This is a genomic window from Streptomyces sp. NPDC090022 (assembly GCF_044748145.1).
Lineage (GTDB): Bacteria > Actinomycetota > Actinomycetes > Streptomycetales > Streptomycetaceae > Streptomyces.
On record NZ_JBIVFN010000001.1, the window covers coordinates 616,327 to 640,634 of the forward strand.

The 24,308-nt window shown below is 75.0% G+C and carries 20 protein-coding genes; 9 read left to right on the top strand and 11 right to left on the bottom strand.

Annotated elements, in window-relative coordinates:
* Positions 1–20: 20 nt before the first annotated feature.
* From ACIPXB_RS02745 to ACIPXB_RS02755, 3 genes are all read left to right on the top strand, one after another.
* Positions 21–1,607, top strand: coding sequence for an ATP-dependent DNA ligase (locus ACIPXB_RS02745; RefSeq protein WP_401443608.1), 1,587 nt, complete (start codon positions 21–23; stop codon positions 1,605–1,607).
* Positions 1,608–1,685: 78 nt separating this feature from the next.
* A complete protein-coding gene (locus ACIPXB_RS02750) occupies positions 1,686–2,321 on the top strand; it encodes a helix-turn-helix domain-containing protein (protein WP_401443611.1) in 636 nt (211 codons plus the stop codon).
* A gap of 44 nt (positions 2,322–2,365) precedes the next feature.
* Positions 2,366–2,515 carry a DUF6126 family protein gene (locus ACIPXB_RS02755; RefSeq protein WP_401443614.1) on the top strand — a complete coding sequence of 50 codons (150 nt, stop codon included), beginning with the start codon at positions 2,366–2,368 and terminating at the stop codon, positions 2,513–2,515.
* A 6-nt stretch (positions 2,516–2,521) separates the two neighbouring features.
* Here the strand turns inward: ACIPXB_RS02755 and ACIPXB_RS02760 are convergent, their stop codons facing one another.
* Positions 2,522–3,640, bottom strand: a complete 1,119-nt coding sequence (locus ACIPXB_RS02760; protein ID WP_401443617.1) for an agmatine/peptidylarginine deiminase — start codon at positions 3,638–3,640, stop codon at positions 2,522–2,524.
* A gap of 62 nt (positions 3,641–3,702) precedes the next feature.
* On the bottom strand, positions 3,703–5,187 hold the full coding sequence (locus ACIPXB_RS02765; protein WP_401443619.1) for an MFS transporter: 1,485 nt from the start codon (positions 5,185–5,187) through the stop codon (positions 3,703–3,705).
* Between the two features lie 151 nt (positions 5,188–5,338).
* Between ACIPXB_RS02765 and ACIPXB_RS02770 the strand changes: the two genes are divergently transcribed.
* Positions 5,339–8,890: a S8 family serine peptidase gene (locus ACIPXB_RS02770; protein ID WP_401443621.1), complete on the top strand. Its 3,552-nt coding sequence runs from the start codon at positions 5,339–5,341 to the stop codon at positions 8,888–8,890.
* Between the two features lie 80 nt (positions 8,891–8,970).
* Here the strand turns inward: ACIPXB_RS02770 and ACIPXB_RS02775 are convergent, their stop codons facing one another.
* A complete protein-coding gene (locus tag ACIPXB_RS02775; protein WP_401443624.1) occupies positions 8,971–9,546 on the bottom strand; it encodes a hypothetical protein in 576 nt (191 codons plus the stop codon).
* A 106-nt stretch (positions 9,547–9,652) separates the two neighbouring features.
* On the opposite strand from ACIPXB_RS02775, the gene ACIPXB_RS02780 reads away from it, so the two are divergent.
* Positions 9,653–10,465: a hypothetical protein gene (locus ACIPXB_RS02780; RefSeq protein WP_401443626.1), complete on the top strand. Its 813-nt coding sequence runs from the start codon at positions 9,653–9,655 to the stop codon at positions 10,463–10,465.
* A 108-nt stretch (positions 10,466–10,573) separates the two neighbouring features.
* Complete coding sequence (locus ACIPXB_RS02785; protein ID WP_401443628.1) at positions 10,574–11,089, top strand: protein phosphatase; 516 nt, start codon at positions 10,574–10,576, stop codon at positions 11,087–11,089.
* 31 nt (positions 11,090–11,120) lie between these two features.
* On the opposite strand, the gene ACIPXB_RS02790 is transcribed toward ACIPXB_RS02785, so the two are convergent.
* Positions 11,121–11,615, bottom strand: coding sequence for a gluconokinase (locus tag ACIPXB_RS02790; protein ID WP_401444407.1), 495 nt, complete (start codon positions 11,613–11,615; stop codon positions 11,121–11,123).
* Positions 11,616–11,765: 150 nt separating this feature from the next.
* On the opposite strand from ACIPXB_RS02790, the gene ACIPXB_RS02795 reads away from it, so the two are divergent.
* Positions 11,766–12,410 (top strand): hypothetical protein, encoded by a 645-nt coding sequence (locus ACIPXB_RS02795; RefSeq protein ID WP_401443630.1) that lies wholly within the window; start codon positions 11,766–11,768, stop codon positions 12,408–12,410.
* A 65-nt stretch (positions 12,411–12,475) separates the two neighbouring features.
* Here ACIPXB_RS02795 and ACIPXB_RS02800 read toward each other — a convergent pair whose 3' ends face one another.
* Together ACIPXB_RS02800 and ACIPXB_RS02805 are read right to left on the bottom strand one after the other, a co-directional pair.
* Positions 12,476–12,853, bottom strand: coding sequence for a VOC family protein (locus tag ACIPXB_RS02800; protein ID WP_401443632.1), 378 nt, complete (start codon positions 12,851–12,853; stop codon positions 12,476–12,478).
* Between the two features lie 8 nt (positions 12,854–12,861).
* The gene (locus tag ACIPXB_RS02805; RefSeq protein ID WP_401443634.1) at positions 12,862–14,742 is read right to left on the bottom strand and encodes an ABC transporter ATP-binding protein; all 1,881 of its coding nucleotides are present in this window, start codon (positions 14,740–14,742) and stop codon (positions 12,862–12,864) included.
* Positions 14,743–14,922: 180 nt separating this feature from the next.
* Here ACIPXB_RS02805 and ACIPXB_RS02810 point away from each other — a divergent pair, with 180 nt between their 5' ends.
* Positions 14,923–17,034: an AMP-binding protein gene (locus ACIPXB_RS02810; protein WP_401443637.1), complete on the top strand. Its 2,112-nt coding sequence runs from the start codon at positions 14,923–14,925 to the stop codon at positions 17,032–17,034.
* 297 nt (positions 17,035–17,331) lie between these two features.
* Here ACIPXB_RS02810 and ACIPXB_RS02815 read toward each other — a convergent pair whose 3' ends face one another.
* Positions 17,332–19,188 (bottom strand): GNAT family N-acetyltransferase, encoded by a 1,857-nt coding sequence (locus ACIPXB_RS02815; RefSeq protein ID WP_401443640.1) that lies wholly within the window; start codon positions 19,186–19,188, stop codon positions 17,332–17,334.
* 98 nt (positions 19,189–19,286) lie between these two features.
* Between ACIPXB_RS02815 and ACIPXB_RS02820 the strand changes: the two genes are divergently transcribed.
* A complete protein-coding gene (locus ACIPXB_RS02820; RefSeq protein ID WP_401443643.1) occupies positions 19,287–19,709 on the top strand; it encodes a DUF350 domain-containing protein in 423 nt (140 codons plus the stop codon).
* A 74-nt stretch (positions 19,710–19,783) separates the two neighbouring features.
* Here the strand turns inward: ACIPXB_RS02820 and ACIPXB_RS02825 are convergent, their stop codons facing one another.
* From ACIPXB_RS02825 to ACIPXB_RS02840, 4 genes are all read right to left on the bottom strand, one after another.
* Complete coding sequence (locus ACIPXB_RS02825) at positions 19,784–21,088, bottom strand: acyltransferase (protein WP_401443646.1); 1,305 nt, start codon at positions 21,086–21,088, stop codon at positions 19,784–19,786.
* Entirely contained in the window at positions 21,085–22,131 is a 1,047-nt protein-coding gene (locus ACIPXB_RS02830; RefSeq protein WP_401443648.1) for an alpha/beta hydrolase, read from the bottom strand. The genes ACIPXB_RS02825 and ACIPXB_RS02830 overlap by 4 nt, the downstream gene beginning before the upstream one ends.
* 136 nt (positions 22,132–22,267) lie before the next feature.
* Positions 22,268–22,948, bottom strand: a complete 681-nt coding sequence (locus ACIPXB_RS02835; protein ID WP_401443650.1) for a response regulator — start codon at positions 22,946–22,948, stop codon at positions 22,268–22,270.
* Entirely contained in the window at positions 22,945–24,306 is a 1,362-nt protein-coding gene (locus ACIPXB_RS02840; protein WP_401443652.1) for a histidine kinase, read from the bottom strand. Before ACIPXB_RS02840 ends, ACIPXB_RS02835 begins: the two co-directional genes overlap by 4 nt.
* Positions 24,307–24,308 lie beyond the last annotated feature (2 nt).

Sequence of the window (24,308 nt, forward strand, 5' to 3'; positions counted from 1 at the left end):
CCGGGAGCGAGGATGGCCGCATGCTGCTGGCCGAGGTCGCACGCGTGTCCCGGGAGGTCGCCGGCACCTCCGCCCGGTCGCGCAAGGTCGCCCTGCTCGCGGAGCTGTTCGCGGCCGCGCCGCCCGACGAGGCCGGCCTGGTCATCTCCTACCTGGCCGGGCGGCTGCCCCAGGGCCGGCCCGGCATCGGCTGGCGGACCCTGGCCGACGAGGTCCCGCCGGCGCCGCGGCCGGCGCTGACCGTACCGGCCGTGGACGAGGCGGTCACCGCGCTCGCGTCGGTCTCCGGCACCGGAGCGCAGGGGGAGCGGCGCCGGATCGTGGCCGGGCTGCTCGGCGCGGCGACGGCGGACGAGCAGCGCTTCCTGCGCTCCCTGCTCTCCGGCGAGGTCCGCCAGGGGGCGCTGGACGCGGTGGCCCTGGAGGGCGTGGCCGCGGCCGCCGGGGTGCCGGCCGCCGCGCTGCGCCGGGCGGTGATGCTCGACGGCTCGCTGGCCCGCGTGGCACCGGCCGTCCTGGCCGGGGGCGGCCCGGCGCTGGGCGGCTTCACCCTGCAGGTGGGGCGGCCGGTGCAGCCCATGCTGGCCGGCACGGCGAAGTCGGTGGCCGAGGCGCTGGCGGCGCTCGGGCCGTGCGCCGTGGAGGAGAAGCTGGACGGCATCCGGATCCAGGTGCACCGCGACGGCGACGAGGTACGGGTCCACACGCGGTCCCTGGACGAGATCACCGACCGGCTGCCCGAGGTCACCGAGCTGGCCCGGGCACTGCCGGGCGACCGGTTCATCCTCGACGGCGAGGTCGTCGGCGTGGGTCCTGACGGGCGTCCCGTCCCCTTCCAGGCGGTCGCGAGCCGGGTCGGCTCGCGGACCGACGTGGCGGCGGCCCGCCGGACGCTGGCCGCCACGCCGTACTTCTTCGACGTCCTGGCCGCCGACGGCGAGGTCCTGCTCGACCTGCCGGTCCGCCTGCGGTACGCGGCGCTGGCCCGCCTGGTGCCCGAGGAGGCCCGGGTGCGCCGGCTCGTGGTCGAGGACCCGCGGGCGCAGCGGGAGGAGGCCGAGCGGTTCTGGGCCGAGACCCTGCGGCGCGGCCACGAAGGGGTCATGGTCAAGGGGCTGGACTCGGTGTACGCGGCGGGCCGGCGCGGCAAGCACTGGCTCAAGGTCAAGCCGGTGCGCACCCTGGACCTCGTCGTACTGGCCGCCGAGTGGGGCCACGGGCGGCGCACCGGGCTGCTGTCCAACCTGCACCTGGGGGCACGGGCCGCCGACGGCACGTACGCGATGCTCGGCAAGACCTTCAAGGGGCTCACCGACGAGATGCTGCGCTGGCAGACCGTGCGGCTGGGCGGGCTGGCGACCGACGACGACGGCTTCACCGTACGGGTGCGGCCGGAGCTGGTGGTGGAGATCGCGTTCGACGGCCTGCAGCGTTCCCCGCGCTACCCGGCCGGGGTCGCGCTGCGGTTCGCGCGGGTGCTGCGGCACCGCCCGGACAAGACGGCGGCGGAGGCGGACACGGTGGAGACGGTGCTGGGCACCGCGGGGACCGGAGAAGCCCGAGGGGCCGGAGGGGCTCGAGGGGCCGCAGGGGCCCGTGGCGCTTGAGGAGTGAGTGACCCCCCGGGTTTTGCCTCAGAGGCAAGGAAGATTGCCAGTCAGGCAAGACTCTGGCTCAATCGGAGCATGAACACCGGTCCTGCCCCCGGCCCCGACGACGCGGCCGACGACCTGCCCGCGGTGGCCCCGCAACTGCGCGACCTGCGCCGTCGCGCCGGACTGACCCTGGAGGCCGCCGCCGCGCGGGCCCGGCTCTCGCCCGCCCATCTCTCCCGCCTGGAGACCGGGCAGCGCCAGCCATCGCTGCCCCTGCTCCTGGGCCTCGCCCGCACCTACGGTACGACGGTCTCCGAACTGCTGGGGGAGACCCCGGCGGTCGCCGATCCCATCGTACGGGCCGGGGGCCCGGGGGCCCGCGAGGCCGACGGCTGGACGTACTGGCAGGCCGGCGGTTCGGGGCGCGGCATGCAGGCCCTGCGCGTGCACGTGCCGTACACGCCCGGTCCGGCGGAGCTGGTCCGCGTCCACCCGGGCGAGGAGTGGCTGTACGTCCTCAAGGGCCGGCTGCGGCTGCACCTGGGGGAGGCCGAGTACCTCCTGGAGCCGGGCGACAGCGCGCACTTCGACTCGGCCACGCCGCACCGCATCGGGGCGGCCACCGCCGGCGGGGCCGACCTCCTGTTCGTCCACACCCTGCTGCAGAGCAGTCTCGCCGGGCTGTGCCTGGGCGGCGCCGGCGGTGGCGCCGGCATCCGTCCGTGAGCCCGCACGCCCATCACCGGGCCACCACCACCGAGGGAGAGAACATGTCCGAGGAAGCCCCTTCCGTGCGCCGGCGCATCGAGTCGAAGTTCCCGCGCGGCCTGGTCATCCGGCTGATCGCCTACCTGTTCGTGGGCCACCTCTTCGCCTTCTTCGTCTACCTGCTCTTCGTCCTCGGCGCCAGCAGGCAGTGACGCCGGTCAGGGCGTGGCGGCCGGCTGCTGCATCGTCGAGCAGTGGACGCCCCCGCCGCCGGCCATCAGCCGGTCCACGTCCAGCTGGACCACCTCGCGGCCGGGGAACGCGGCGGCCAGCGCCTGCTTCGCGCCCGCGTCCTTGGCGCGGTCGCCGAACTGGGCGGTGATCACCGCGCCGTTGACCAGGTGGAAGTTGAGGTAGGAGTCCACGAAGTCGGGGTTGTCGGAGCGGACGGTGTCGGGGCCGTCCACGCGCAGCACCGTCAGGCGCCGCCCCCGGGCGTCGGTGGCGGCGGACAGGATCGCCAGCTGCCGGCGGGCGTCGCGGGCCCAGACGTCGGTCCGGTCGGCGGGCGGCACCTGCACCATGACCACGCCGGGCCGGACGAACCGGGAGGTCACGTCGATGTGGTCGTCGGTGATGTCCTGGCCCCTGATGCCGGGCGCCCAGATCATCTTGTCGGCGCCGTAGGCCGCCAGCAGCCGCTCCTCGATCCGGGACCGGCTCATGCCGGGGTTGCGGTTCTTGTCGACCAGGCTGGACTCGGTGGCCATCAGGGTGCCGTCGCCGTCGGTCTCGACGGCGCCGCCCTCGCCGACCAGGTCGGCGGTGGTGAAGCGCAGCTGCTCCCGGGCGGCCAGCCGCCGGGCCACGTCGGCGTCCTTGCGGTGGGTCTGCTTGCGGCCCCAGCCGTTGAAGTCCAGGCCGAGCGCGTCGATGCCGCCCGCGCCGTCGCGGCGGAAGACCGGTGCGGTGTCGCGCATCCAGAGGTCGTCCACGGGGATGGTCGACAGCACGGTGACGCCCGGCCCGCAGCGGGCCCGGGCGGTGGCGGCGGCGCTCTCGTCGGCCGCGCACATCACCACCGGCTCGTAGCGGGCCACCGTACGCGCGATCAGTGCGATGTCCTGCTGGATCCCGGCGAGGTCGGATCCCCAGATGCCGCGGGAGGACGGCCAGGCCATCCAGGTGCGCAGGTGCGGCACCTCGTCGGCGGGCACGGTGGGGCGGGCGGAGCCCTGCGCCGGACGGGCCTCGGCGGAGTACGCGAAGCCGCCCAGGGCCAGGCCGGCGGCCCCGGCGCTCGCGGTGCGCAGCACGGTGCGGCGGCTGGTGTTCATGGGGATCTCCTGGGGAGGGAGGCGGGCGAGGGGGTGCCACCACCCTGACACTGACTGAAATTTCAGTCAAGGCGTTCTGGTCCCCAGGGTTCCCCGGGCTCCAGCGCCGGGCCGGTCACGCCGCACTGGGTCCGGCACTGCGCGTGCGGGTGCGGCTCGTCCGGCGCGGGGGTGCGGATGGTCGCCCAGGCGAGCGCCGCGCCCAGCACCAGCACCCCGGCACACCACGGCATGGCCCGCCCGAACGCGGCGTCGAACTGGGTGGCCGAGCGGTAGGCCTCCGGCCCCATCCCCGCCAGCAGCGGCAGCGCCGCCACCGCCAGCAGTCCGGCCGCGCGGGCCGCCGCGTTGTTGATCCCGCTGGCCAGTCCCGCCCGTCCCGGGTCCACCGAGGCCAGGACGGTCGAGGTCAGGGGCGCCACCAGGGCCACCATGCCCAGCCCCAGCACCACCAGCGCCGGCAGGACGTCCCTCCCGTACGAGGCCTGCGGCCCGACCCGGAGCATCAGCAGCATCCCGGCGGCGCACAGCAGGGGGCCGACGGTCAGCGGGATGCGCGGACCGATCCGCTCGCCGAGCTCGCCCGAGCGGGCGGAGAGCGTCAGCATCAGCAGGGTGGTCGGCAGCAGCGCGGCCCCGGCCGCCAGTGCCGAGTAGCCGCAGACCACCTGGAGCTGGAGCACCACCAGGAAGAAGAAGCCGCCGAAGGCCGCGTACACGCACAGCGTGACCAGGTTGACGGCCGTGAACTGCCGCGAGGCGAAGATGTCGGGCGGGACCATCGGCTCGGCCCGGCGCCGCTCGACCACCACGAACACCGCCGCCAGCACCAGCCCCAGCACCCCCGCCGTGATCACCCACGGCGACCCCGACCGGGCCTCGATCAGCGCGTACGTCACCAGGCCCAGCGAGGTGGCCCCCAGCACCGCGCCCGCCACGTCGAACCGGCCCGCCGCCTGCGGATCCCGGGACTCCGGCACATGGCGCAACGCCACGGGCGCGCACACCGCCGCCAGCGGCACGTTCAGCAGGAACACCCAGCGCCAGCCCGGCCCGTCCACCAGCCAGCCCCCGAGGAAGGGGCCCACCGCCGCGCCCACGCCGCCCAGCCCCGACCACAGTCCCACCGCCCGCCCCCGGTCGTCGGGGTGGATCGACCCCTGGATGATGGCCAGCGACCCGGGGGTGAGCAGTGCTCCGCCGACGCCCTGCAGCGCGCGTGCCGCGATCAGCACCCCGGCGTTCGGCGCGAGCCCGCACAGCAGCGACCCGACGGCGAACCACACCACGCCCACGACGAAGATCCGCCGGCGCCCGTAGCGGTCGCTGAGGGCCCCGCCGACCAGGATCAGTCCGGCCAGCGTCAGCAGATAGGCGTTGACGGTCCATTGCAGGACCGCCAGGTCGGCGTCCAGGTCCAGGCCGATCTGCGGCAGCGCGACGTTGACGACGGTCGAGTCCAGCATCGCCATGGTCGAGCCGAGCACGGTGGCGAACAGGATCCACCGGCCGCGCGCGGTCGCGAGCCGGACCTCGGGCGTCTCCATGCCCCCAGGCTGGCCGTCCCGGCCGAAAAGAGCCACCCGGCGGCGTGGAATGCACTCTTGTCGCGGACATGGCGACCGAATGAACATGACGCGCGCACGTCACGCTCGTCATTCCCGCACAACCTGCACACGTCGTACGAGGAGACCCCACGTGGCCCAACCGAACAGACCGTTACGCGCGGCGCTCGCCGCCCTCACCTCGCTCCTGCTGCTCCCCCTGGGGGCCGGCGTCGCCGCCGCGGCACCGGACCCCGGTCCCACCCCGGCCGAACGGAAGATCGAACCCAAGCTCCGCGCCCAGCTCGACGACGGCAAGGACAAGGCGGCCTTCTGGGTCTACCTCGACAGCGCCGCCGACCTCACCGCCGCGGGCCGGCAGCAGAGCCGGGCGGGCAAGGCGGAAGCGGTCTACCGGGCCAAGCGGGACCACGCCACCCGCACCCAGGCCGAGCTGCTCAAGGCCCTCGACGGGGCCAAGGCCGAGTACACCTCGTACTGGATCGTCAACGCGGTGCGCGTCGTCGGCGGCAGCAAGCTCGCGACCAGCCTCGCGCAGCGCTCCGAGGTCGCCCGCATCGACGCCGACGACAAGGTGAGCCTGCCCAAGCCCGCCGAGGGCAGGCGGGAGGCCGCCACCGACGCCGTCGAGTGGAACATCGACCGCGTCAAGGCGCCCCAGGTGTGGGAGCAGCTCGGGGTGCGCGGCGAGGGCATCGTCGTCGCCAACATCGACAGCGGCGTCGACCACCTGCACCCGGCCGTCAACAACCAGTACCGGGGCAAGAGCGCCGACGGCTCGTACGACCACAACTACAACTGGTTCGACCCGGGCGGTGTCTGCTCGGGCGCCGCGCCCTGCGACAACAACGACCACGGCACCCACACCATGGGCACGATGGTCGGTGACGACGGCGGCGCCAACAAGATCGGTGTCGCGCCCGGCGCCACGTGGATCGCCGCCAAGGGCTGCGAGACCAGCTCCTGCTCCGAGGCCTCGCTGCTCGCCTCCGGCCAGTGGATCGTCGCCCCGACCGACCTCGCCGGCCAGAACCCGCGGCCCGACCTCGCCCCGCACATCGTCAACAACTCCTGGGGCAGCGCGGTCCACGACGACTGGTACCAGCAGATCGTCGACGCCTGGCGCGCCGCCGGCATCTTCCCGGCGTTCTCCAACGGCAACTCCGGCCCCGGCTGCGCCACCAGCGGCTCGCCCGGCGACTACGCCGGCTCCTACAGCTCCGGCGCCTTCGACATCAACAACACGATCGCCTCGTTCTCCTCGCGCGGCGCGGGCCCCGGCGGCATCGTCAAGCCCAACATCGCCGCACCCGGGGTCAACGTGCGCTCCTCCGTGCGCAACGGCGGCTACGGGTCCTTCTCCGGCACCTCCATGGCCTCGCCGCACACCGCCGCGACCGTCGCCCTGATGTGGTCCGCCGCTCCCGCGCTCGAGGGCGACATCGCCCAGACCGAGCAGCTGCTCGACGGCACCGCCCAGGACACCGACAACGGCCAGTGCGGCGGCAGCGCCGCCGACAACAACGTCTTCGGCGAGGGCCGGCTCGACGCGCTCGCCGCCGTCCAGGCCGCCCCGCGCGGCGCGATCGGCTCCCTCGCCGGCACGGTCCGCTCCGGCGACCAGCCCGTCGCGGGCGCCAAGGTCACCGCCGACGGCCCCATCGACCGTACGACGACCACCGCGGCCGACGGCAGCTACCGCTTCCCCTCGCTCTCGGTCGGCGACTACGCCCTGACCGCCGCCAAGTTCGGCTACGGCCAGCAGGCCGGTGCCGCCACCGTGGCCGAAGGGGCCACCGCCACCGCCGACTTCACCCTCACCCAGGCCGCGTCCGGCAAGCTCACCGGCACCGTCACCTCGGCCGCCGGGCCCGCCGCGGGCGCCACCGTCACGATCGCCGACACCCCTGTCACGGCGACCGCCGACGCCGCCGGCCGCTTCGAGGTCACGCTGCCCCACGGCACGTACACCGTCCAGGCCGGACACAGCTCCCGCTGTGTCACCGGCGGCAGCGCGAGCGTGACCGTCGCCGGCGACACCACCGTCTCCGTCGTCCTGCCCGAGCGCACCGACGGCTACGGCTACGCCTGCGCCACCGCCGGCGACCGCCCGTACCCCGCCGGGGACCGGCAGCTCGCGCTGACCGGCGACAACACCACCGAGCGCGTCGACCTGCCCTTCCCGCTGCCGCTGTACGGCAAGACGTACGGGCAGGCCTGGATCGGCACCAACGGCACCGTCAGCTTCGGCGGCGCCCACACCGGTGACATCAACGGCGACCTGCCGTCGGCGGCCACCCCGAACGCCGCGCTCTACCCGTTCTGGGACGACCTGATCGTCGGCGCGGCCGGCAGCGGCTCGGGCGTCTTCACCTCCGTCACCGGCACCGCCCCGCACCGGGCCTACGTGATCGAGTGGCGCGAGGTCGCCCACTGGTCGGCGCAGAGCGAGAAGTTCTCCTTCTCCGCCGCCATCGGTGAGGACGGCAAGGTCACCTACCACTACAAGGGCACCGGAGGCACCGGCATCCGGGGCGGCTCCACCGCCACCGTCGGCGTGGAGAACGCCACCGGCACCGACGCCTTCAAGTACTCCTTCAACACCCCCGTCATCACCGACGGCCTCGCCATCTCCTTCCGCACCACCAAGAGCGGTGTGGTCGCCGGCAAGGTCCTCGACGCCAACGACGGCAACGGCGTCGCCGGCGCCACGGTGACGGTCGGCACCGGCGCGAGCGCGGTCACCACCACCACCGCGGCGGACGGCGGCTACGTCGTCCAGAGCCCCTCGGGCTCGCTGCCGGTCGCGCTGAGCGCCCCGGCGTACGAGTCCGCGCAGACCACCGTGGAGGTGAAGGCGGCCGACGTCACCGCCGTCAGCCAGTCCCTGCGCACGGGCAAGGTGACCCCGTCCAGCGCCGCCGTGGAGGTCGTGCTGCCGCCGAACCAGCTGCGCACCCGCACCCTGGACCTCACCAACCCGGGCCTGGGCACCGCGTTCACGGTGGCCGAGGACGCGCCCTGGCTGACCGTCACCCCGGCCTCCGGTGAACTGCCGACCGGTGGCAGGGCGGCGCTGACCCTGAAGGTGGACACGGCGGGCCTGCAGCCGGGCACGGTGCTCACCGCCGACCTCAAGGTCAGCTCGGCCAGTGGCCGTACCCCGGTCCGCTCCGTCCCCGTCAAGGTCGTCGTGCCGCGCTACCAGGTGGCCCTCGACGCGGGCGGCGACCACCCGAGCACCGACTCCCTGGGCGACGGCTGGTCCCCGGACCGCAAGTACACCGCCGGGTCCTATGGCTACCAGGGCAACTCGTCGGTGAAGTCCACCGGGCGCGCCATCGCCGGCACGGACGACCAGCGCCTGTTCCGCAACGCCCGTGAGGGCATGTACGAGTACCGCTTCGACAACGTGCCCAACGGCACGTACACCGTCGAGCTCGGCTTCGCCGAGGTCGCCTCCGCCCGCCCGAACAAGCGCGTCTTCGACGTCCTGGCCGAGGGCAAGGAGGTCCTGCCCTCCCTGGACATCGCCCTGGAGGCGGGCTCGTACACGGCCCTGACCCGCAGCTACACGGTCACGGTCACCGACGGCGTCCTCAACATCCGCTTCGTCGCGCACAGCCGATACGGCAAGCCGCAGATCAACACCCTCCGGGTGACGGACCGGCCCGACCAGAACTAGCCCGACGAGCGAGCACGACCGCACACAGGGGCGGGGCGACCGGTCACGGTCGCCCCGCCCCGCGCGTCGTTCCCGCGTGCCTACGGGGCCCGGGTCACCTGGAACGCCTCGTCCAGCACCCCCGCGAGCGCGCTGCCGCCCCACTCCTCCACCCGGGCCAGGAAGCCGATGAGCTGCGACTGGACGTCGTACAGCAGGTCCGGCACCAGGTCCTGGCGCAGCGCCACGCACACCTCGCCGTGGGAGACCCGGACCAGCTCGCCCGTGAACTCCAGCTCGGGCACCGGTCCGTGCCCGAGCCACACCGGTTCCTCCCCCTGGGCCAGCGCGGCCCATTCGCGCCAGCTCTCCAGGCCGAAGCAGCAGGAGGGCGGGATGACGGCGCCGGTGGCCACGTCGCGCAGGCGTACGCCGCCCGGGGCGAGCAGCCCGTCGGCGGCCAGCAGCCGCCGGACCAGACCGCCGTCCTGGTCCCCGGGTCCCGCGTCGTTGTGGTCGGCGATCACCGCGAGCGCGGCCGCGACCGCCGCCGGGGTCATGCCGCCGTCGAGCGCCAGCAGCTCGCCGCCGTCCTCGGAGACCTCCAGCACCGCATCCATCACCACAGGATCCGCCACCATCACGTCCGCCACCGTCACGTCCGCCACGTCCGTCACATCCGCCTCCCGTACACCCGCCGGGGCGGCATTCGGGTGGCCGCGCCCGCCCGCGGAGGCGGCGCGCCCGGGCAACCGCACCCCGCCCGGCTAACGTCCCGTTTCCATGACCACGCAGACCGACCGCTTCGCCGACCTGCTGGGGTCCGCGGACGCCGCCTGGGCCGTCGGAGATGCCCACGGTACCCGGGCCGCCGGGGCCGCAGGGCCGTTCCGTCAGGACACCCCCGTCGAGGTCGGCGGACTGACCGCCGTCCTCGCCCTCTGGCCCGTCATCGGGGCCCTCGTCGACGAGGGCGCCCTGTCGCTGCACACCCCGCTCTGCGCGTACTGGGACCGTGAGCACCCGCCCGCCGGGACCACCACCCACCAGCTGCTGACCGGTCCGGGCGACGGCGCCCTGACCACCCTCGCCGCGCTCGCCGAGCACCTGACCGGTGAGCCGCTCGCCGACCTGGCCGCCGTACGTGTCTGGCGCCCGCTGGGCATGACCGGCACGACCCTGACCCACACCACCCTGGACGACCTCACCCGCTTCCTGCGGCACCTCACCCAGGTGGGTGGGGACGGCGCGAGCGGATCGGACAGCGACGGAGGCGCGGGCGGTGCGGGTGGTGCGGGTGCTGGGGGTGCTGCGGGAGGCGCGGGCGATGCGGACGGTGCCGTCGGCCGCGGACCCGTCGGCCGTGCCTGGATCGCGGACTCGCTGCGCATCCGTACCGGCGAACTCGTCCCCTCCCGCGGCCTGCTGTGGCACCCGGCGCCGCGCACCGGACCCCGCGAGGACATCTGGCGCGCCCCGGCCCCGACGGGCCCCACCCTGTGGCTCTCGCCGCGCCGCGGACGCTGGGCGGTCCTGCTCACGCACACCCCGGGCCTGCGCGACGCCTTCCGGGCCCTCGCTTTCGATCCGGCGTGATCAACTCCCGGCCATATCCGATCCGTTCGTTCACCGGACACCCCCGGCGCCTCTAGCATGGTGAATCAACCACTCCGGCAGCACGCGGCGATGGGCAGAGACAGCAGGATGAAGAAGACCCGCCGGCAGGACCGTGACATACCCGGCCCCCAGTCGCCATGGAACGAGATCGCCCCCGGGCTGTGGATGGGGGGCCATTACTGGACCGATGCCTCCGGAGAGATCCAGCCGGCCGTCGTCGGGGCCGAGTTCGACCTCGTGATCAGCCTCTTCACCCTGGACGGGCACGGTCCGGGGTACGACACCGAGCACGTCATCGGCGAGATCCCGGACGGCCCGCTGACCCCGTTGCAGATCCGGACCGTCCAGCGCCTGGCCCGTACCGTGAAGACCGCGATGGACGGGGGACTGATCACGCTCGTGCGCTGCCACTCGGGCTACAACCGCTCCGGCCTGGTGGTCGCCCAGACCCTCATCGACGCCGGCCGCGAGCCGGCGGACGCCATCGACCTGGTCCGCCGGCAGCGCTCGCCGTGGGCCCTGAACAACGAGCTGTTCGAGGACTACCTGACCACGGGCCTGGACGTCGCCGCCCTGCTCGCGGACCTGAGCCCGCGCAACTGAACGGGGCCGCGGGGCACCGGCCCGACGCTCCTCAGGGGGAGGACGGGGGGAGCGCCGCGAGGGCGGCGCGGGCCCGGCGGGCGATGTCCTGCGGGGTGCCGCGGACGTCGACGGTGACGCCGCGTTCGTCGTCCTGGAGCGGTTCGAGCGTCGCGAACTGCGAGTCCAGCAGGGTGGCGGGCATGAAGTGCCCGGTACGGGCGGCCATCCGCCCGGCGATCAGCGCCCGGTCACCGGCCAGGTGGACGAAGACCACCCCGGGCGCGGCGGCCCGCAGCCGGTCGCGGTACGCGCGCTTGAGGGAGGAGGCGGCCACCACCCCGCCTCCCTCGGCGGCGGCGACGCGGGCCCACGCACCGACGGCATCCAGCCACGGCCACCGGTCGGCGTCGTCCAGCGGCACGCCGGACGCCATCTTCGCGACGTTCGCCGCCGGGTGGAAGGCGTCGCCCTCCGCGTAGGGAAGGCCGAGTGCGGCGGCGAGCAGGCGACCGACGGTCGTCTTTCCCGTACCCGACACACCCATCACCACGATGACCGGCCCGTTGTCCACCGGTGTACCTCGCTGTCCTCGTCGATGTCGGCGGTGCCCCGGCACCCCTGTCCGGCCGGTTCGCCGCGGAAGTGTCCGGCGCCCGACTTGTAGGCCCCGTACGGGCGGTGCGATCCTGCCGGGATGACCAATCCCTACGCGCGGCTAGCCGCCGCGGCCGCCGAATGGGACGAACTCAGGCCCCGGCTGGCCCCCACCGCCCTGCGGCAACTGGCGCTGCTCCTGGCCGCGTTACGACTCGCCAAGGGAGACGCCTCCGAGCGGGCCGCGCTGCTGGCCGCCCGGTTGCTGGGGGAGCAGCTGCCCGACCGGTTCCCCGGTGAGAGCCGGCTCGCCACCACCGCCACCGCCCCCACCGCGGGCCACCTCGGCTTCGTCGCCGACGACCTGGCGGTCCTCGTCCTCGACGGCCACCGCATGGTCGGCCCGGTCCTCGGTGAGGTCCGCGACCGGCTGCTGGCCGTACCGGCCGTCGGTGACGCCGAAGCCCTCGAAGGCGGCTGCGACCCGTACGAGCCCGGCCTGATCCGGCTGCGCGGCACCGGCGGGTTCGTCCAGCTGCCGAGCTTCCAGTTCACGGCCGGCGGGCGGCCCCGGCCCGTGGTCCGCGAGGTGAACCTGCTGCTCGGCGCCGGGCAGGACCCGTGGGGCGTCGCCGACTGGTGGCTGTCGCCGAACGCCGCCCTGGACGCCGTACCCGCGGACCTGCTGGACGGACCCGGCGAGGACGCCCTGCTGCCCGCGGCCCGGCACCACCTCGGGAGCTGACCGCCGCGACCAGCCTGCCGCGACCGGCCCGCCGCGACCAGCCTGCCGCGATCGGCCCGCCGTGATCAGCCCGCCGCCGGCCGCGGGGTGGTCTGCTGCAGGGCCCAGCCGTTGCCGTCGGGGTCGGCGAAGTAGACGAACGAGCCCCACGGCTGGTCGTCGATCTCGCTGACCTCGATGCCCCGCTCCGTGAGGTCCGCGTGCGCCGCCTCGATGTCCGTGACGACCGCCTGCATGTTGTCCAGCGAGCCGGGCCTCATCTCGGTGATGCCCTTGCCCAGCGCGATGGAGCACGCCGACCCGGGCGGGGTGAGCTGGACGAAACGGATGTCCTCGCTGACCGGGATGTCGTGGTCGCAGACGAACCCGGCCTGTTCGTAGAAGGCCTTCGCCCGGTCGATGTCGGTGACGGGTACGGCGACCAGCTCGAGCTTGATGTCCATGGCCACCATCATGCGCCCGGTACGGGCGCCCCGCTCGCGAACTGGGTCCGGTACAGCTCCTCGTAGCGGCCGCCCGCCGCCAGCAGTTGGGCGTGCGTGCCCCGTTCCACGATCCGGCCCTCCTCGACGACCAGGATCAGATCGGCGGCCTGCACGGTCGACAGCCGGTGCGCGATCACCACGGCCGTACGCCCGGCCAGCGCCTCGCCGAGCGCCTCCTGCACGGCCGCCTCGGACGTGGAATCGAGGTGGGCGGTGGCCTCGTCGAGGATGACGACCCGCTGGCGCGCCAGCAGCAGCCGGGCGATGGTCAGCCGCTGCCGCTCACCGCCCGACAGCCGGTAGCCGCGCTCGCCCACCACCGTGTCCAGCCCGTCCGGCAGCGATGCCACCAGCCCCTCCAGCCGGGAGCGGCGCAGCGCCTCCCACAGCTCCTCCTCGGTGGCCCCGGGCCGGGCCAGCAGCAGGTTCGCACGGACGGAGTCGTGGAAGAGGTGCCCGTCCTGGGTGACCATGCCCAGGGTCGCGCGGATCGAGTCGGCGGTGAGGTCGCGTACGTCGACGCCGCCCAGGCGCACCGCGCCCGCGTCCGCGTCGTACAGCCGCGGCAGCAGCTGCGCGATCGTGGACTTGCCGGCGCCGGACGAGCCGACCAGGGCGACCATCTGCCCCGGCTCGGCCCGGAACGAGACGTCGTGCAGCACCTGCGCACCGCCGCGCGGGTCGAGGACCGCGACCTCCTCCAGCGAGGCGAGCGAGACCTTGTCGGCGGCCGGGTAGCCGAACGACACGCCGTCGAACTCCACGGACACCGGCCCCTGCGGCACCTCCCGGGCGTCCGGCTTCTGGTCGATCAGCGGCTTCAGGTCCAGGATCTCGAAGACCCGCTCGAAGCTCACCAGGGCGCTCATCACCTCCACGCGGGCGCCCGCGAGCGCCGTCAGCGGGGCGTACAGCCGGGTCAGCAGCAGGGCGAGCGCCACCACCGAGCCCGCGTCGAGGGAGCCGCACAGCGCGAAGTACCCGCCGAGTCCGTAGACCAGGGCCAGCGCGAGCGCGGAGACCAGCGTGAGGGCGGTGATGAAGGCCGACTGGGCCATGGCGGTGCGGATGCCGATGTCGCGCACCCGCGCGGCCCGCGCCGCGAACTCGGCGGACTCGTCGGCGGGCCGGCCGAAGAGCTTCACCAGCGTCGCGCCCGGCGCCGAGAACCGCTCGGTCATCTGGGTGCCCATCGCGGCGTTGAGTTCGGCCGCCTCGCGCTGCATCACCGCCATCCGCGCACCCATCCGGCGGGCCGGGACGACGAACACCGGCAGCAGCACCAGCGCGAGGGCGGTGATCTGCCAGGAGATGCTCACCATGACGGTCAGGGTCAGCAGCAGGGTGACGAGGTTGGCGACCACGCCGGACAGGGTGTTGCTGAACGCCCGCTGAGCACCGATCACGTCGTTGTTCAGCCGGCTGACCAGTGCGCCGGTCCGGGTGCGGGTGAAGAAGGCCACCGGCATCCGCTGGACGTGGTCGAAGACCGCCGTCCGCAGGTCCAGGATCAGGCCCTCGCCGAGGGTGGCCGACAGCCGCCGGGTCAGCAGGCCCAGGCCCGCCTCGGCCACCGCGATCACGGCGATCAGCAACGCCAGCCGGGTGACCGTACCGGTGGCGCCGCCTGCCACGATGGCGTCGACCACCCGGGCCGCGAGCACCGGGGTGGCCACCGCCAGCAGCGCGCCCACCACGCTGAGCAGCAGGAACAGCAGGAGCCCGCGCCGGTGGGGGCGGGCGAAGGAGAGGACCCGGCGCAGACTCGCGCGGGACAGGGGGCGGCGGTCGCTCTGCGCGGTGATCGCGCTGTGCAACGAGGTCCAGGCGGTGACTTCCATATCCATGACCGGAACGCTAGGACCTCAAGCAAACCTGAGGTCAAGGGGAGGGCGGGGAGGGCGGTACGCGGCACCGCGGAGCGCGATCTCCCGCCGCCACGCGGGCCGTTCGGGCAGCCGCTCCTCCAACACCCGTACGAAGGAGTAACCATCGTGTGTGTCAGTGCCCGGTGGCATCATCGGCACATGACGCAGGAAACCGAGTCCAACCGCTCCGGTCCCCGCACCGCCGACACCGTTCTGGCCCGCTTCGAGTGGTGGGTCCGGGACACCCCCGACGCGCGCGCCGTCATCTCCGGACCGCGCAGCCTCGGCTACCGGCAACTGGACGCGCGGGCGAACCAGTTGGCGCACCATCTGCTGGACGCCGGGATACCGGCCGGGGCGACCGTGGCCGTGGCCGCGGCCCAGCCGCTGGACACCCTGATCGGCCTGCTCGCCGTCCTGAAGGCCGGCGGAGCCTATGCGCTGGTGGACCCCGAGGCGGGCCGTGTCGCGCACCAGCAGCTGTTCGCCGTCCAGCCGTTCGCGCTCCTCACCCATGGCGCCCACGGGGCCCGCCTCGACGACGGCACCGGCCGGCTCGTGGTCCGCCTGGACACCGACGCGGCCGCGATCGCCGCCCGGCCGGAGCAGGCGCCGGCGGTGGCGCGGGAGGCGGCGGGGGAGGCGGCGGCCGGGGCGACCGCCGCGGTGCTGACCGGCGGGGGAGCGGTGCCGCACGCCGTGCCCCTCGGCCACGCCCGGCTGCTCGCCGCGTACGAGGGCTGGGCCGAGGTGGCGCGGCTGACCGGCGACGACCGCCACCTGATCACCGCCCCCTGCGACGGCACGGCCTTCGCCGCGGGCTGGACCCGGGCACTGTGCTCCGGCGGCACCCTGGTACTGCCCGTGCGCGGCTCCTGGCGGGCCGACGAGGTCCGCCGCGTCGTGGCGGCCGAGCGGGTCACCGCCGTGCACACCGACCCGGCGGGCGCCGTCCGGCTGCTGGCCCCCGCGCCCGGCCGGCCCGATCTGCGCCGCCCCGACCCGGAGCTGGGGCGCCTGCGCCTGCTCACGGTCACCGGCGACCGCCTCTTCCTCGACGAACTGGGCGAGCTGCAGACCCGGCTGCGGCCCGGCGCCCGCGTGCTCAACGTCTACGGCACCACCGAGACGGCCGGGTGCGGCACCTGGTTCGAACTCGCCCAGCTGCCCCGCCCCGAGGAGCACCCCGAGCGGCTCTCGCTGATCGGCCTGCCCTTCCCCGGCTGCCGGGTGGACCTCCGGGACGGCGAGATCCACCTCGCCCCGCCCGAAGGCGGCGACGCCCTGCCCACCGGCGACCGCGGCGTGCTGCGCGCCGACGGGCTGCTGGAGTACGCCGGCCGCGACCGGGACGACATCTCGCTCGCCACGGGACGTATCGACGCCCACCGCGTGGAGTCCGTCATCCGGTGCCACGAGGAGGTCGGCTCGGTCCTCGTCCGCGCCGTTCCCGACACCAAGGGCGTCGGCCGGCTCGTCGCCTACCTCACGCCGCCCGCCTTCCCGCCGGCCGGCGACCCCGGGCCGGGCCTGCCGGACACCGCGGCCCTGCGCGACTACCTCAAGGGGAAGCTGCCCCACGCACAGATACCCCGGGGGACGGCCACCCTGCGCACCCTGCCCCGGACCCGGGCGGGGCGGGAACACCGGGCCGGACTGCCGCTGCCCGTCGAGCCGATGCGCGCGCGGGCCACCGGCGGCAAGTACGCCGCCGCCACGGGTGAGGGCGAGTTCCCGACCGGTTTGGGGGTGGGCTGCCTGACACTGGTCCCGGCCGTGCTGGCCTTCGTCCTCACCGACTTCTTCTGGCCCTACTCCACCGACCTCACCGGTGTGCCCAGCCCCTGGGCGGGCTTCTTCCAGATCCTCTACGTCATCGAATGCCTGTCCTTCGGGGCCGGGGTCTTCTTCCTCGTCGCGGGCCGGTCCCGGATGCGCGCCCAGGGCCGCTCCCGCCGACTCACCACCGCGGCCCATCTGGCGGTGGTCTACCTGCTGATGTCCTGGTGGCCCCAGGACAACTTCTACCGGCTGGCGCAGAAACAGGACTGGCCCCGCCAGGCGGCCCTGGTGTACGCCTTCAACGTGCCGCTGATGATCGCGGCTGCCGTCGTCGCGGTGTACCTCACCCGCAAGCAGCCCGATCCGTTCGGCTTCACCCGGGACGAGGACGGCGACACGGGCGAGGGCGCGGACGGGAAGGGGAACGGGAGCGGGAACGGGGCCGTGGCCGGGGGGAGGGCCGGCGGCAGGAGCCGGCACGGCGACTGACCGGCCCGCGCGGGCCGGTCTCACCGGGTCGCGGGCCGGCTGGGCTGAGCGGCCCGCAGCGGGCGGGCGCGCCGGGTAACGCGCCGGCCGGGCGGAGCGGCCCGCATCGCGCGGGCGCGCCGGGTCGCACGCCAGCCGTGCTCACCGGGTCGCGCGCCGACCGGGCTTACCGGCCCGTGCTCGCCGGCCCGGGCCGGCCGGGCCCACCGGGTCGCGCACCGGCCGGGGAGGGCCCCGCACCGGGCAGGCTCGCCGGGGCACAGGCCAGCCGTGCTCACCGGCCCCCACCGGGCGGGCTCACCGGGTGAAGAGGTCGCCCGTTCGCCGGGCCCCGTCGCGGACCAGTTCCTCCGCCGCTTCGAGGGCGCCGGTGGTACGGGCGGCCACCAGCGCCCCGAACCAGGGCGCCGGCTCGAACGCGGCGGTCGGGATGGCGGGCAGGAAGACGGCGTCCCGCTCCCGGCACGCGCGGGCCAGCGCGGCGAAGAGCTCCTCCAGCGGCTCCTCGGGCAGCCGCGCGCCGAGGTCCACCCGGTCCATCACCCGGACCAGGTGCGCGCCGCCGCGCAGTTCGTCCAGGCGTGCGGCGACCACGAAGGCGACGGACGGGCCCGTCAGGCGCAGATTGGTCTCCGTCGGCGCCAGCCGGCCCTCCCCGTCCGCGACGAAGTCGACGTCGAACCAGCCGCGGTGGCCCGCGGCCGCCAGCTCCCGGCCCACCGCCCCGCCGAACGCCAGCAGGGGCTTCGCGGCCCACGCCGGCACCGCGCCGGGGCCGACGGTGGCACCGCGGTAGCCGGTGCCGGCCACGTCCATCAGGGCCGCGCCCACCTCGTGCACCTGGCCCGCCGCATCCACGAATCCGTCGTACGTCAGGTCCCGGACCTCCCGGGCGTCCCCCTCACCGGCGGGCCCGGCCACGTACTCCTCCAGCAGCAGCGGTCCGCGCGGCAGCCGGCGCAGGACGGCCCGCGCCCCGCCGGCCGCCCTGACGTCCTGCGGTGTCACCACGGTGGTGCCGGAGCCGCCGACCCCGTGCTCCGATTTGAGAACGGTGCTCTCGCCGGCCCGGGCCCGCGCCGCCAGCAGCCGGACGGCCGCCCGCCGGGTCGCGGCCGGCCACTGCGCCGGCACCACGATCCCGGGGTGCCCGCCCTCCGCCACGATCCGCGCGAACAGCGCGTGCGAGGCGGCCTTCGACTCGTGCCGCAGGGACTCCGGCCGCCACGGCAGGCCCGCGAGGCGCGCGAACTCCCGGGTACGGCCCCACGGCACCAGCGGCAGCCCGGATCCCGTCAGCCGCTCCGCCAGCGCCGGCCGCCGGCGCACCGCCGCCGACAACAGCGGTCCGTCGGCGCCGTCCGCCAGCAGGCCGTCGTACACCTCGACCGCCCCGTGGCCCTCGACCGCCCCGTGGCCCTCGACAGCACCATCGCCCCCTTCCCAGCCCTCGCCCCCGTCCTCGGCCCCACCCTTGTCCCCGCCCTCGTCCCAGCCCAGTTCCCGCCCCAGTCGGCCGAGCCAGCCCGCCGGCACCGCGCGGGGCAGGACCAGGGCCGCCGGCCGGGGGCTGTAGAACGCGGCCAGGCACGCGTAGTGGTGGGCGGCACGCTGCTCCCGGTCCAGGGAGACGTCGCCGAACTGGGCGTTGAATTCACCGACATTACCGATATGTACGGCGCGCCGCCCGCCGGTCCACGCCCGCACCCAGGGCGCGGGCGGGGCGAGTTCCACGTCGAAGCGGAGCAGTGCTCCCACCGCACCGACCTCCCGCGCCCCCAGCGCCCGGTAGAACCCGGCCGCGTGCGGATCGGCGTCGATGACCAGTCGGCGGATCCCCAGCTGCCGAGCCCGGGCCAGGACATACCGGTACAACTGCCGCCCCACGCCCTGGCCGATCGCCGCCGGTTCCACGAACAGCAGCCCCACTGCCGCCCGCGGCGCCGCGCCCTCCAGGGAGGCGACCCCCACCGCCGTGCCCCACTCGTTCTCGGCCACGACGACCCGCCGGACACCGATGTCCTCGGCCCGGATCCGCAGCTCCGGCGCGCACCGCGCGAGGAACGGCGCGTCGTACCCCCAGTGCGCCTTGGAGCGCATCACCAGCTCGGACAGCCCTGCCGCCTCGTGCGGCCGCGCCGCCCGGATCTGCATCTTCCGTGCCCTCCCCGTGCCATCTCAGACAGCCGTGCGATAGATTCAGCCTCCCCCAGGGACTCGATTTTCCACCCCACACGGAGACAGGCTTCTCAATGAGCGACATCATCAACGGACTTGGCCGCACCAGCGCCTACGGCGCCCTCGGCCTGGTGCTGCTGATCCTCGGCATCGTCCTCGTGGACGTGCTGACGCCCGGGAAGCTCGGCAAGCAGATCTGGGAGGAGCGCAACCGCAACGCCGCGCTGCTGCTCAGCTCCGCGCTCCTCGGCATCGGCGCCATCGTCTTCACCTCCATCTGGACCACCTACGACGACTTCGGCAAGGGCCTGGTCTCCACCGCGGTCTTCGGCCTGCTCGGCCTGGTCCTGATGGCCGTCGCCTTCCTGGTCCTGGACGTGGTCACCCCGGGCAAGCTCGGCGCCATCGTCGTCGACCCGCAGCCGCACCCGGCCGTGTGGGTCACGGCCTCCTGCAACCTCGCGGTCGCGGCCATCGTGTCGGCGTCCATCGCCTGACCCCCGCCACCGCACGACGAGAGCGCCGCTTCCCGCAGGAAGCGGCGCTCTGCTCATGTCCGGCCGCCTGCGGCTCAGGCCAGCCCGAGGGCGAACACCGCGAAGCCCGCCGCCAGGATCCCCGCCGCCGTCCGGCGCACCGCCGTCGCCTTCGTCCACGGCTCCTCGAACCGCCGCGCGTACCGCGCGATGGCCACCAGCAGCACCGCGAACACCGGCAGCCACGCCAGCCGCTGCCCGATCCACGCCAGCGTGTCGGGCGCCGTCGTCAGCCCCGCCACCCCACCCGCGAACGAGGCCGGTACCGCCGCCGCCAGCATCGCGCTCTGGTGCCAGCACAGGATCGTCATCGCCGACAGGTTGATCACCACGACCGGCGCCCACAGCGCGGGCCGCGCCAGCGCCCGCGCCAGCCGGTCCCGCAGCAGGATCGCCGCCCCCGACTGCGCCGCCGCCAGCGCCGGCACCAGCAGCGACGGCGGGTGCGAGTTGGTCCGCTCCGCGCCCGGCACACCCACCATCGACGCCGGGTAGTGGAACACCGCCAGCAGCACCGCGAACAGCAGCGCCCCGCCGGCCAGCAGCAGCCACGCACCGCGCCGCCCGATCCGGCGCTCGCCCCACGAGACACCGAGCTGGTACGCGAACAGCCAGCCCGGCAGGATGTTCGCCACCGCCACCCACGACGGCACCGCGTCCGCGTACGGGCCGTACCGCAGGGCGTCCACCACCGCCACCGAGACGAGCAGCGGCGCCGCCGCCCAACCGCCGAGCCGGCCCGCCGCGCGCACGCAGTACGGCGTCAGCGCGGTCACCACCACGTACACCCCGACGAACCACAGCGGCTGGATCACCAGCGTCGCCGCGGTCCGCAAGGTGGCCTCCGGCACCCCCGCCGCGTACAGCACCGGCGCCGCCAGCGCCCACACCGCCGTCACCCCGAGCACCGGCCGCCCCAGCCGCGCGACCCGGCCGCGCAGCCACGCCACCGCGGTCCCCGGGCGCCGCCGGTAGGAGAGCACCGAGGCGTAGCCGCCGACCAGGAAGAAGACGCCGAGCATCTGGAGCACCCAGCCGGCCGGGGCGAGGCCGCCGAACGCGGACAGCGGGCTGGCGTTGTGCAGGCCGCCGTCCGCGTCGAGGGTGAACCCGCCGAGCATCCAGTGCCCGGCCGGTACGGCGAGCAGCGCCAGCGCACGCAGTCCGTCGACCGCGCGGTCGCAGTGGGCCGGGGTGCGCCGCTCGATCCGGTCGGCGGTCCGGCGCAGCGCGGCCAGCGGGCGGACCGCCAGTGGGCGGACCGCCAGTGGGCGGGCCGTCGGCGGGCGGACCGCCAGTGGGCGACCGGCCGGTGGCCGGGTGGTCGGCGGGCCGCTCATCGCACGTCCCCCTCGGCGATCCGGGCGAACGCGGCCAGGGACCGGGTGCCGGGCACGAAGTAGCCGGTGTGCCCCTGGACGTCGGCGGCCGGCACCCGGCGGGCCCCGAACGCCGGCGAGGCGGGGTCCGCGCCGTGGCCGAGCCCGGCGAACTCCAGGTTCGGCACGTCGGAGATCCAGTCGGAGGGGCTCTTGGCCGCCCACACCCGGGCGCCCGTCCGCAGGCCCGCCACCGAATCCGCCCGCATCCCGGGCGAGCCGAGGACGACCAGGTCGCTCGCGTCGGTCCGGCCGGCGGCCAGCCCGCACACCACCGAGCCGTACGAGTGGCAGAACAGCACCGGATCGGCCGCCCCGACCGCGTCCAGTCCCCGTGTGAAACGCACCAGCCGCTCCGCGCCCGCCCGCGCCAGCCGCCCGCCCGCCGCGTCCAGCCCCACCCCGACCGGCGTGGTGTACCCGGTCCACGCCACCACCGCCGTCCGGTCCCCGGTCGCCGCCCGCAGCGCCCGCGCCATCGCGCGCGGACCGGTGTACGGGCGGCGCTGCCCGTCGTACGTCGCGGCGTCGCTGTCCGAGCCGGGCACGACCACCGAGACGTGCGCCGCGCCCGTCAGGTCCCCGAACACCTCGGCGACCTGCCCCCGCCCGCGCGGGTCGAAGGCCAGGATCTGCCGCCCAGGGCCGGCGAGGCCCGCGAACCGGGCGTCCCCGCTCTGCCGCACCGCGAGCCGGTTGGCCTCGTACCGCAGAGCCACGGGCACCCCGTCGAGGTTTCCCACGACCAGCGGGTGCCGGCGCAGCAGCGCCTGCCGGTCCGCCTCGGCCAGCGAGGCGAAGAACCGCGCCACCTCGCCCGGCGACGCCGTCGCCGGATCAGGCAGCCGGTCGTGGCCGGGCAGCCGGTCGGCCGACCAGGCCGCGGCCCCCGGCGGCGGACCGGTGACCACCTGCTGGGCGTCCGCGGACACCCAGCCCGCGGTCCCCGCGACGACCGTCACCGTCAGCGCGGCGGCGACCAGCGTCCTTCGGAAGCGGCGCATTCTCCTTCTCCTTCTCCTCGTGGCGGGGAGAAGGTAGGAAGCAGGTGTCCCACCGGGCGTCGCACCGGGGAGCCAAGCGCGATGTCATACCTGGGTAGGGGGTGGAGGAGAGCCGCCCCCGGCGCACACGCGCCGCCTACGCGCTGTCGCCGGGCCGGACCACGCCCGCCTCGTACGCGAAGATCACCGCCTGCGCGCGGTCGCGCAGGTCCAGTTTGGCCAGGACCCGCCCGATGTGCGTCTTGACGGTCTGCTCGGCCACCACCAGGTGGCCGGCGATCTCCTGGTTCGACAGGCCGCGTGCGATCAGCTCCAGGACCTCCGTCTCGCGCGGCGTCAGGCCGTGCAGCCGCAGCCTGGGGTCCTTGCGCGGCGCCGGGCGCCGCTCCACGAAGTCCGCGATCAGCCGGCGGGTCACCGACGGGGCCAGCAGGGCCTCGCCCGAGGCGACCACCCGGACCGCCGCGATCAGGTCGGCCGGCGGCGCGTCCTTCAGCAGGAACCCGGACGCCCCGGCGCGCAGCGCCTCGTACACGTAGTCGTCGATGTCGAAGGTGGTCAGCATCAGCACCTTCGGCCGGTGCACCACGCCCGGCGGCGGGTCGAGGATCTCGCGGGCCGCCGTCAGGCCGTCCATCTCCGGCATCCGTACGTCCATCAGCACCACGTCCGGGTGCAGCGAACGGGCCACCGCGACGCCGGCGCGCCCGTCCGGGGCCTCGCCCACCACGTCGATGTCGGCCTGCGCCGACAGCAGCGCGGCGAACCCCGCCCGCACCATGGCCTGGTCGTCGACGATGATCACACGGATGGTCAACTGGCGTCCTCGGTCAGCGGAAGGCGGGCGGCGACCCGGAAGCCGCCGTCGGGCAGCGGGCCGGTGTCCAGCGTCCCGCCCGTCAACCGTACGCGCTCGCGCATCCCGACCAGACCGTGCCCCGTGCCCGAACTCTCCAGCGCCACCACGGCGTCCCGGGCCGGCCCGTTGACGACCATGACCAGCACCTCGGCGCCGTCGCCGGTCACCGACACCCGCGTCGGCGCCCCGGGGGCGTGCCGCACCACGTTGGCCAGCGCCTCCTGCACGATCCGGTACGCCGACAGGTCCACCGCGGCGGGCACCCCGTCCGCGACCCCGGCGGCCATCGACAGCTCGACCGGCTGCCCGGCCCGTACGGTCGTCTCCACCAGCTGCTGGAGCCGCGACAGGCCCGGCTGCGGGGCGCGTTCGCCGTTCGCGCCGTCGCCGCGCAGCACCGTCAGCAGCCGCCGCATCTCGCTCAGCGACTCCCGCGCACTGGCCGCGATCGCCTCGAACTCCTGCCGCACCGGCTCCGCCATCCCCGGCAGCCGGTACGGCGCGGAATCGGCCTGCACGGTGATCACGGACATGTGGTGGGCGACCACGTCGTGCAACTCCCGGGCGATCCTGGCCCGTTCCTCCAGCAGGGTGCGCCGGGCCCGCTCGGCCTCGCTGATGCTCTCCTGCTCGGCGATCCGCCGCTGCGCGTCCCCCAGCCCGCGCAGCACGCCGGTCAACACCAGCATCACGCCCGACAACACGAACAGCAGCGCGTGGGTGTTGACCGCCCCCGTCGGCTGTACGGCCCCCAGCACCACCCCGGCGGCGCCGGTGACCAGCCACACCCCGACCATGGTCCGGGTCGACTCGCGCAGCCCCACGAACGCCATCAGCAGCAGGTAGCCGACGATCACCATGGGCGTCCAGGGCCAGGGCCGCCCCGCCACCCCGTCCGCGCCGATCAGCAGGGCGGCGCCGATCACGTCCGAGGCCAGCACGATGGCCCACGCGTGCAGCGGCCGGGTCACCGCCAGCAGCAGCGGCACCGTCTGCGCGACACCGAGCGCGCCCGCCCAGCCGCCGGCCAGGTCGTAGTCGGTGGTCAGCACGGTGATCGTCACCGGCAGCAGGCTCAGTACGGCGACTGCGGCCACGGCGTACGGCAGCCATCGCTGCCAGGCCTTGGGCGCGCCCGCGAACAGCGGCTCGCCGGGCCGGGCCGGCGAGCGCAGCAGCGTGCCGAAGCTGCGCGGCGGCTTGGGAGCGGGCCGCGGGGCGGGATCCGAGGGGGCCGAGGGGGCCGAGGGGGCGGCTGAGGGGGCCGACGGGTTCGAGGGGGCCGAGGGGTCCGGGGAGGGGCCTTCGCTCTTCATGA

Excerpts from the sequence above, each read along its gene's own strand:
- ACIPXB_RS02760 (WP_401443617.1), bottom strand. The coding sequence starts at position 3,640 with ATGAACACCAGCCGCCGCACCGTGCTGCGCACCGCGAGCGCCGGGGCC.
- ACIPXB_RS02815 (WP_401443640.1), bottom strand. The coding sequence starts at position 19,188 with ATGCAGATCCGGGCGGCGCGGCCGCACGAGGCGGCAGGGCTGTCCGAG.
- ACIPXB_RS02765 (WP_401443619.1), bottom strand. The coding sequence starts at position 5,187 with ATGGAGACGCCCGAGGTCCGGCTCGCGACCGCGCGCGGCCGGTGGATC.
- ACIPXB_RS02805 (WP_401443634.1), bottom strand. The coding sequence starts at position 14,742 with ATGGATATGGAAGTCACCGCCTGGACCTCGTTGCACAGCGCGATCACC.
- ACIPXB_RS02820 (WP_401443643.1), top strand. The coding sequence starts at position 19,287 with ATGAGCGACATCATCAACGGACTTGGCCGCACCAGCGCCTACGGCGCC.
- ACIPXB_RS02795 (WP_401443630.1), top strand. The coding sequence starts at position 11,766 with ATGACCAATCCCTACGCGCGGCTAGCCGCCGCGGCCGCCGAATGGGAC.
- ACIPXB_RS02745 (WP_401443608.1), top strand. The coding sequence starts at position 21 with ATGCTGCTGGCCGAGGTCGCACGCGTGTCCCGGGAGGTCGCCGGCACC.
- ACIPXB_RS02840 (WP_401443652.1), bottom strand. The coding sequence starts at position 24,306 with ATGAAGAGCGAAGGCCCCTCCCCGGACCCCTCGGCCCCCTCGAACCCG.
- ACIPXB_RS02825 (WP_401443646.1), bottom strand. The coding sequence starts at position 21,088 with ATGAGCGGCCCGCCGACCACCCGGCCACCGGCCGGTCGCCCACTGGCG.
- ACIPXB_RS02800 (WP_401443632.1), bottom strand. The coding sequence starts at position 12,853 with ATGGACATCAAGCTCGAGCTGGTCGCCGTACCCGTCACCGACATCGAC.
- ACIPXB_RS02830 (WP_401443648.1), bottom strand. The coding sequence starts at position 22,131 with ATGCGCCGCTTCCGAAGGACGCTGGTCGCCGCCGCGCTGACGGTGACG.
- ACIPXB_RS02780 (WP_401443626.1), top strand. The coding sequence starts at position 9,653 with ATGACCACGCAGACCGACCGCTTCGCCGACCTGCTGGGGTCCGCGGAC.
- ACIPXB_RS02790 (WP_401444407.1), bottom strand. The coding sequence starts at position 11,615 with ATGGGTGTGTCGGGTACGGGAAAGACGACCGTCGGTCGCCTGCTCGCC.
- ACIPXB_RS02755 (WP_401443614.1), top strand. The coding sequence starts at position 2,366 with ATGTCCGAGGAAGCCCCTTCCGTGCGCCGGCGCATCGAGTCGAAGTTC.
- ACIPXB_RS02750 (WP_401443611.1), top strand. The coding sequence starts at position 1,686 with ATGAACACCGGTCCTGCCCCCGGCCCCGACGACGCGGCCGACGACCTG.
- ACIPXB_RS02785 (WP_401443628.1), top strand. The coding sequence starts at position 10,574 with ATGAAGAAGACCCGCCGGCAGGACCGTGACATACCCGGCCCCCAGTCG.
- ACIPXB_RS02810 (WP_401443637.1), top strand. The coding sequence starts at position 14,923 with ATGACGCAGGAAACCGAGTCCAACCGCTCCGGTCCCCGCACCGCCGAC.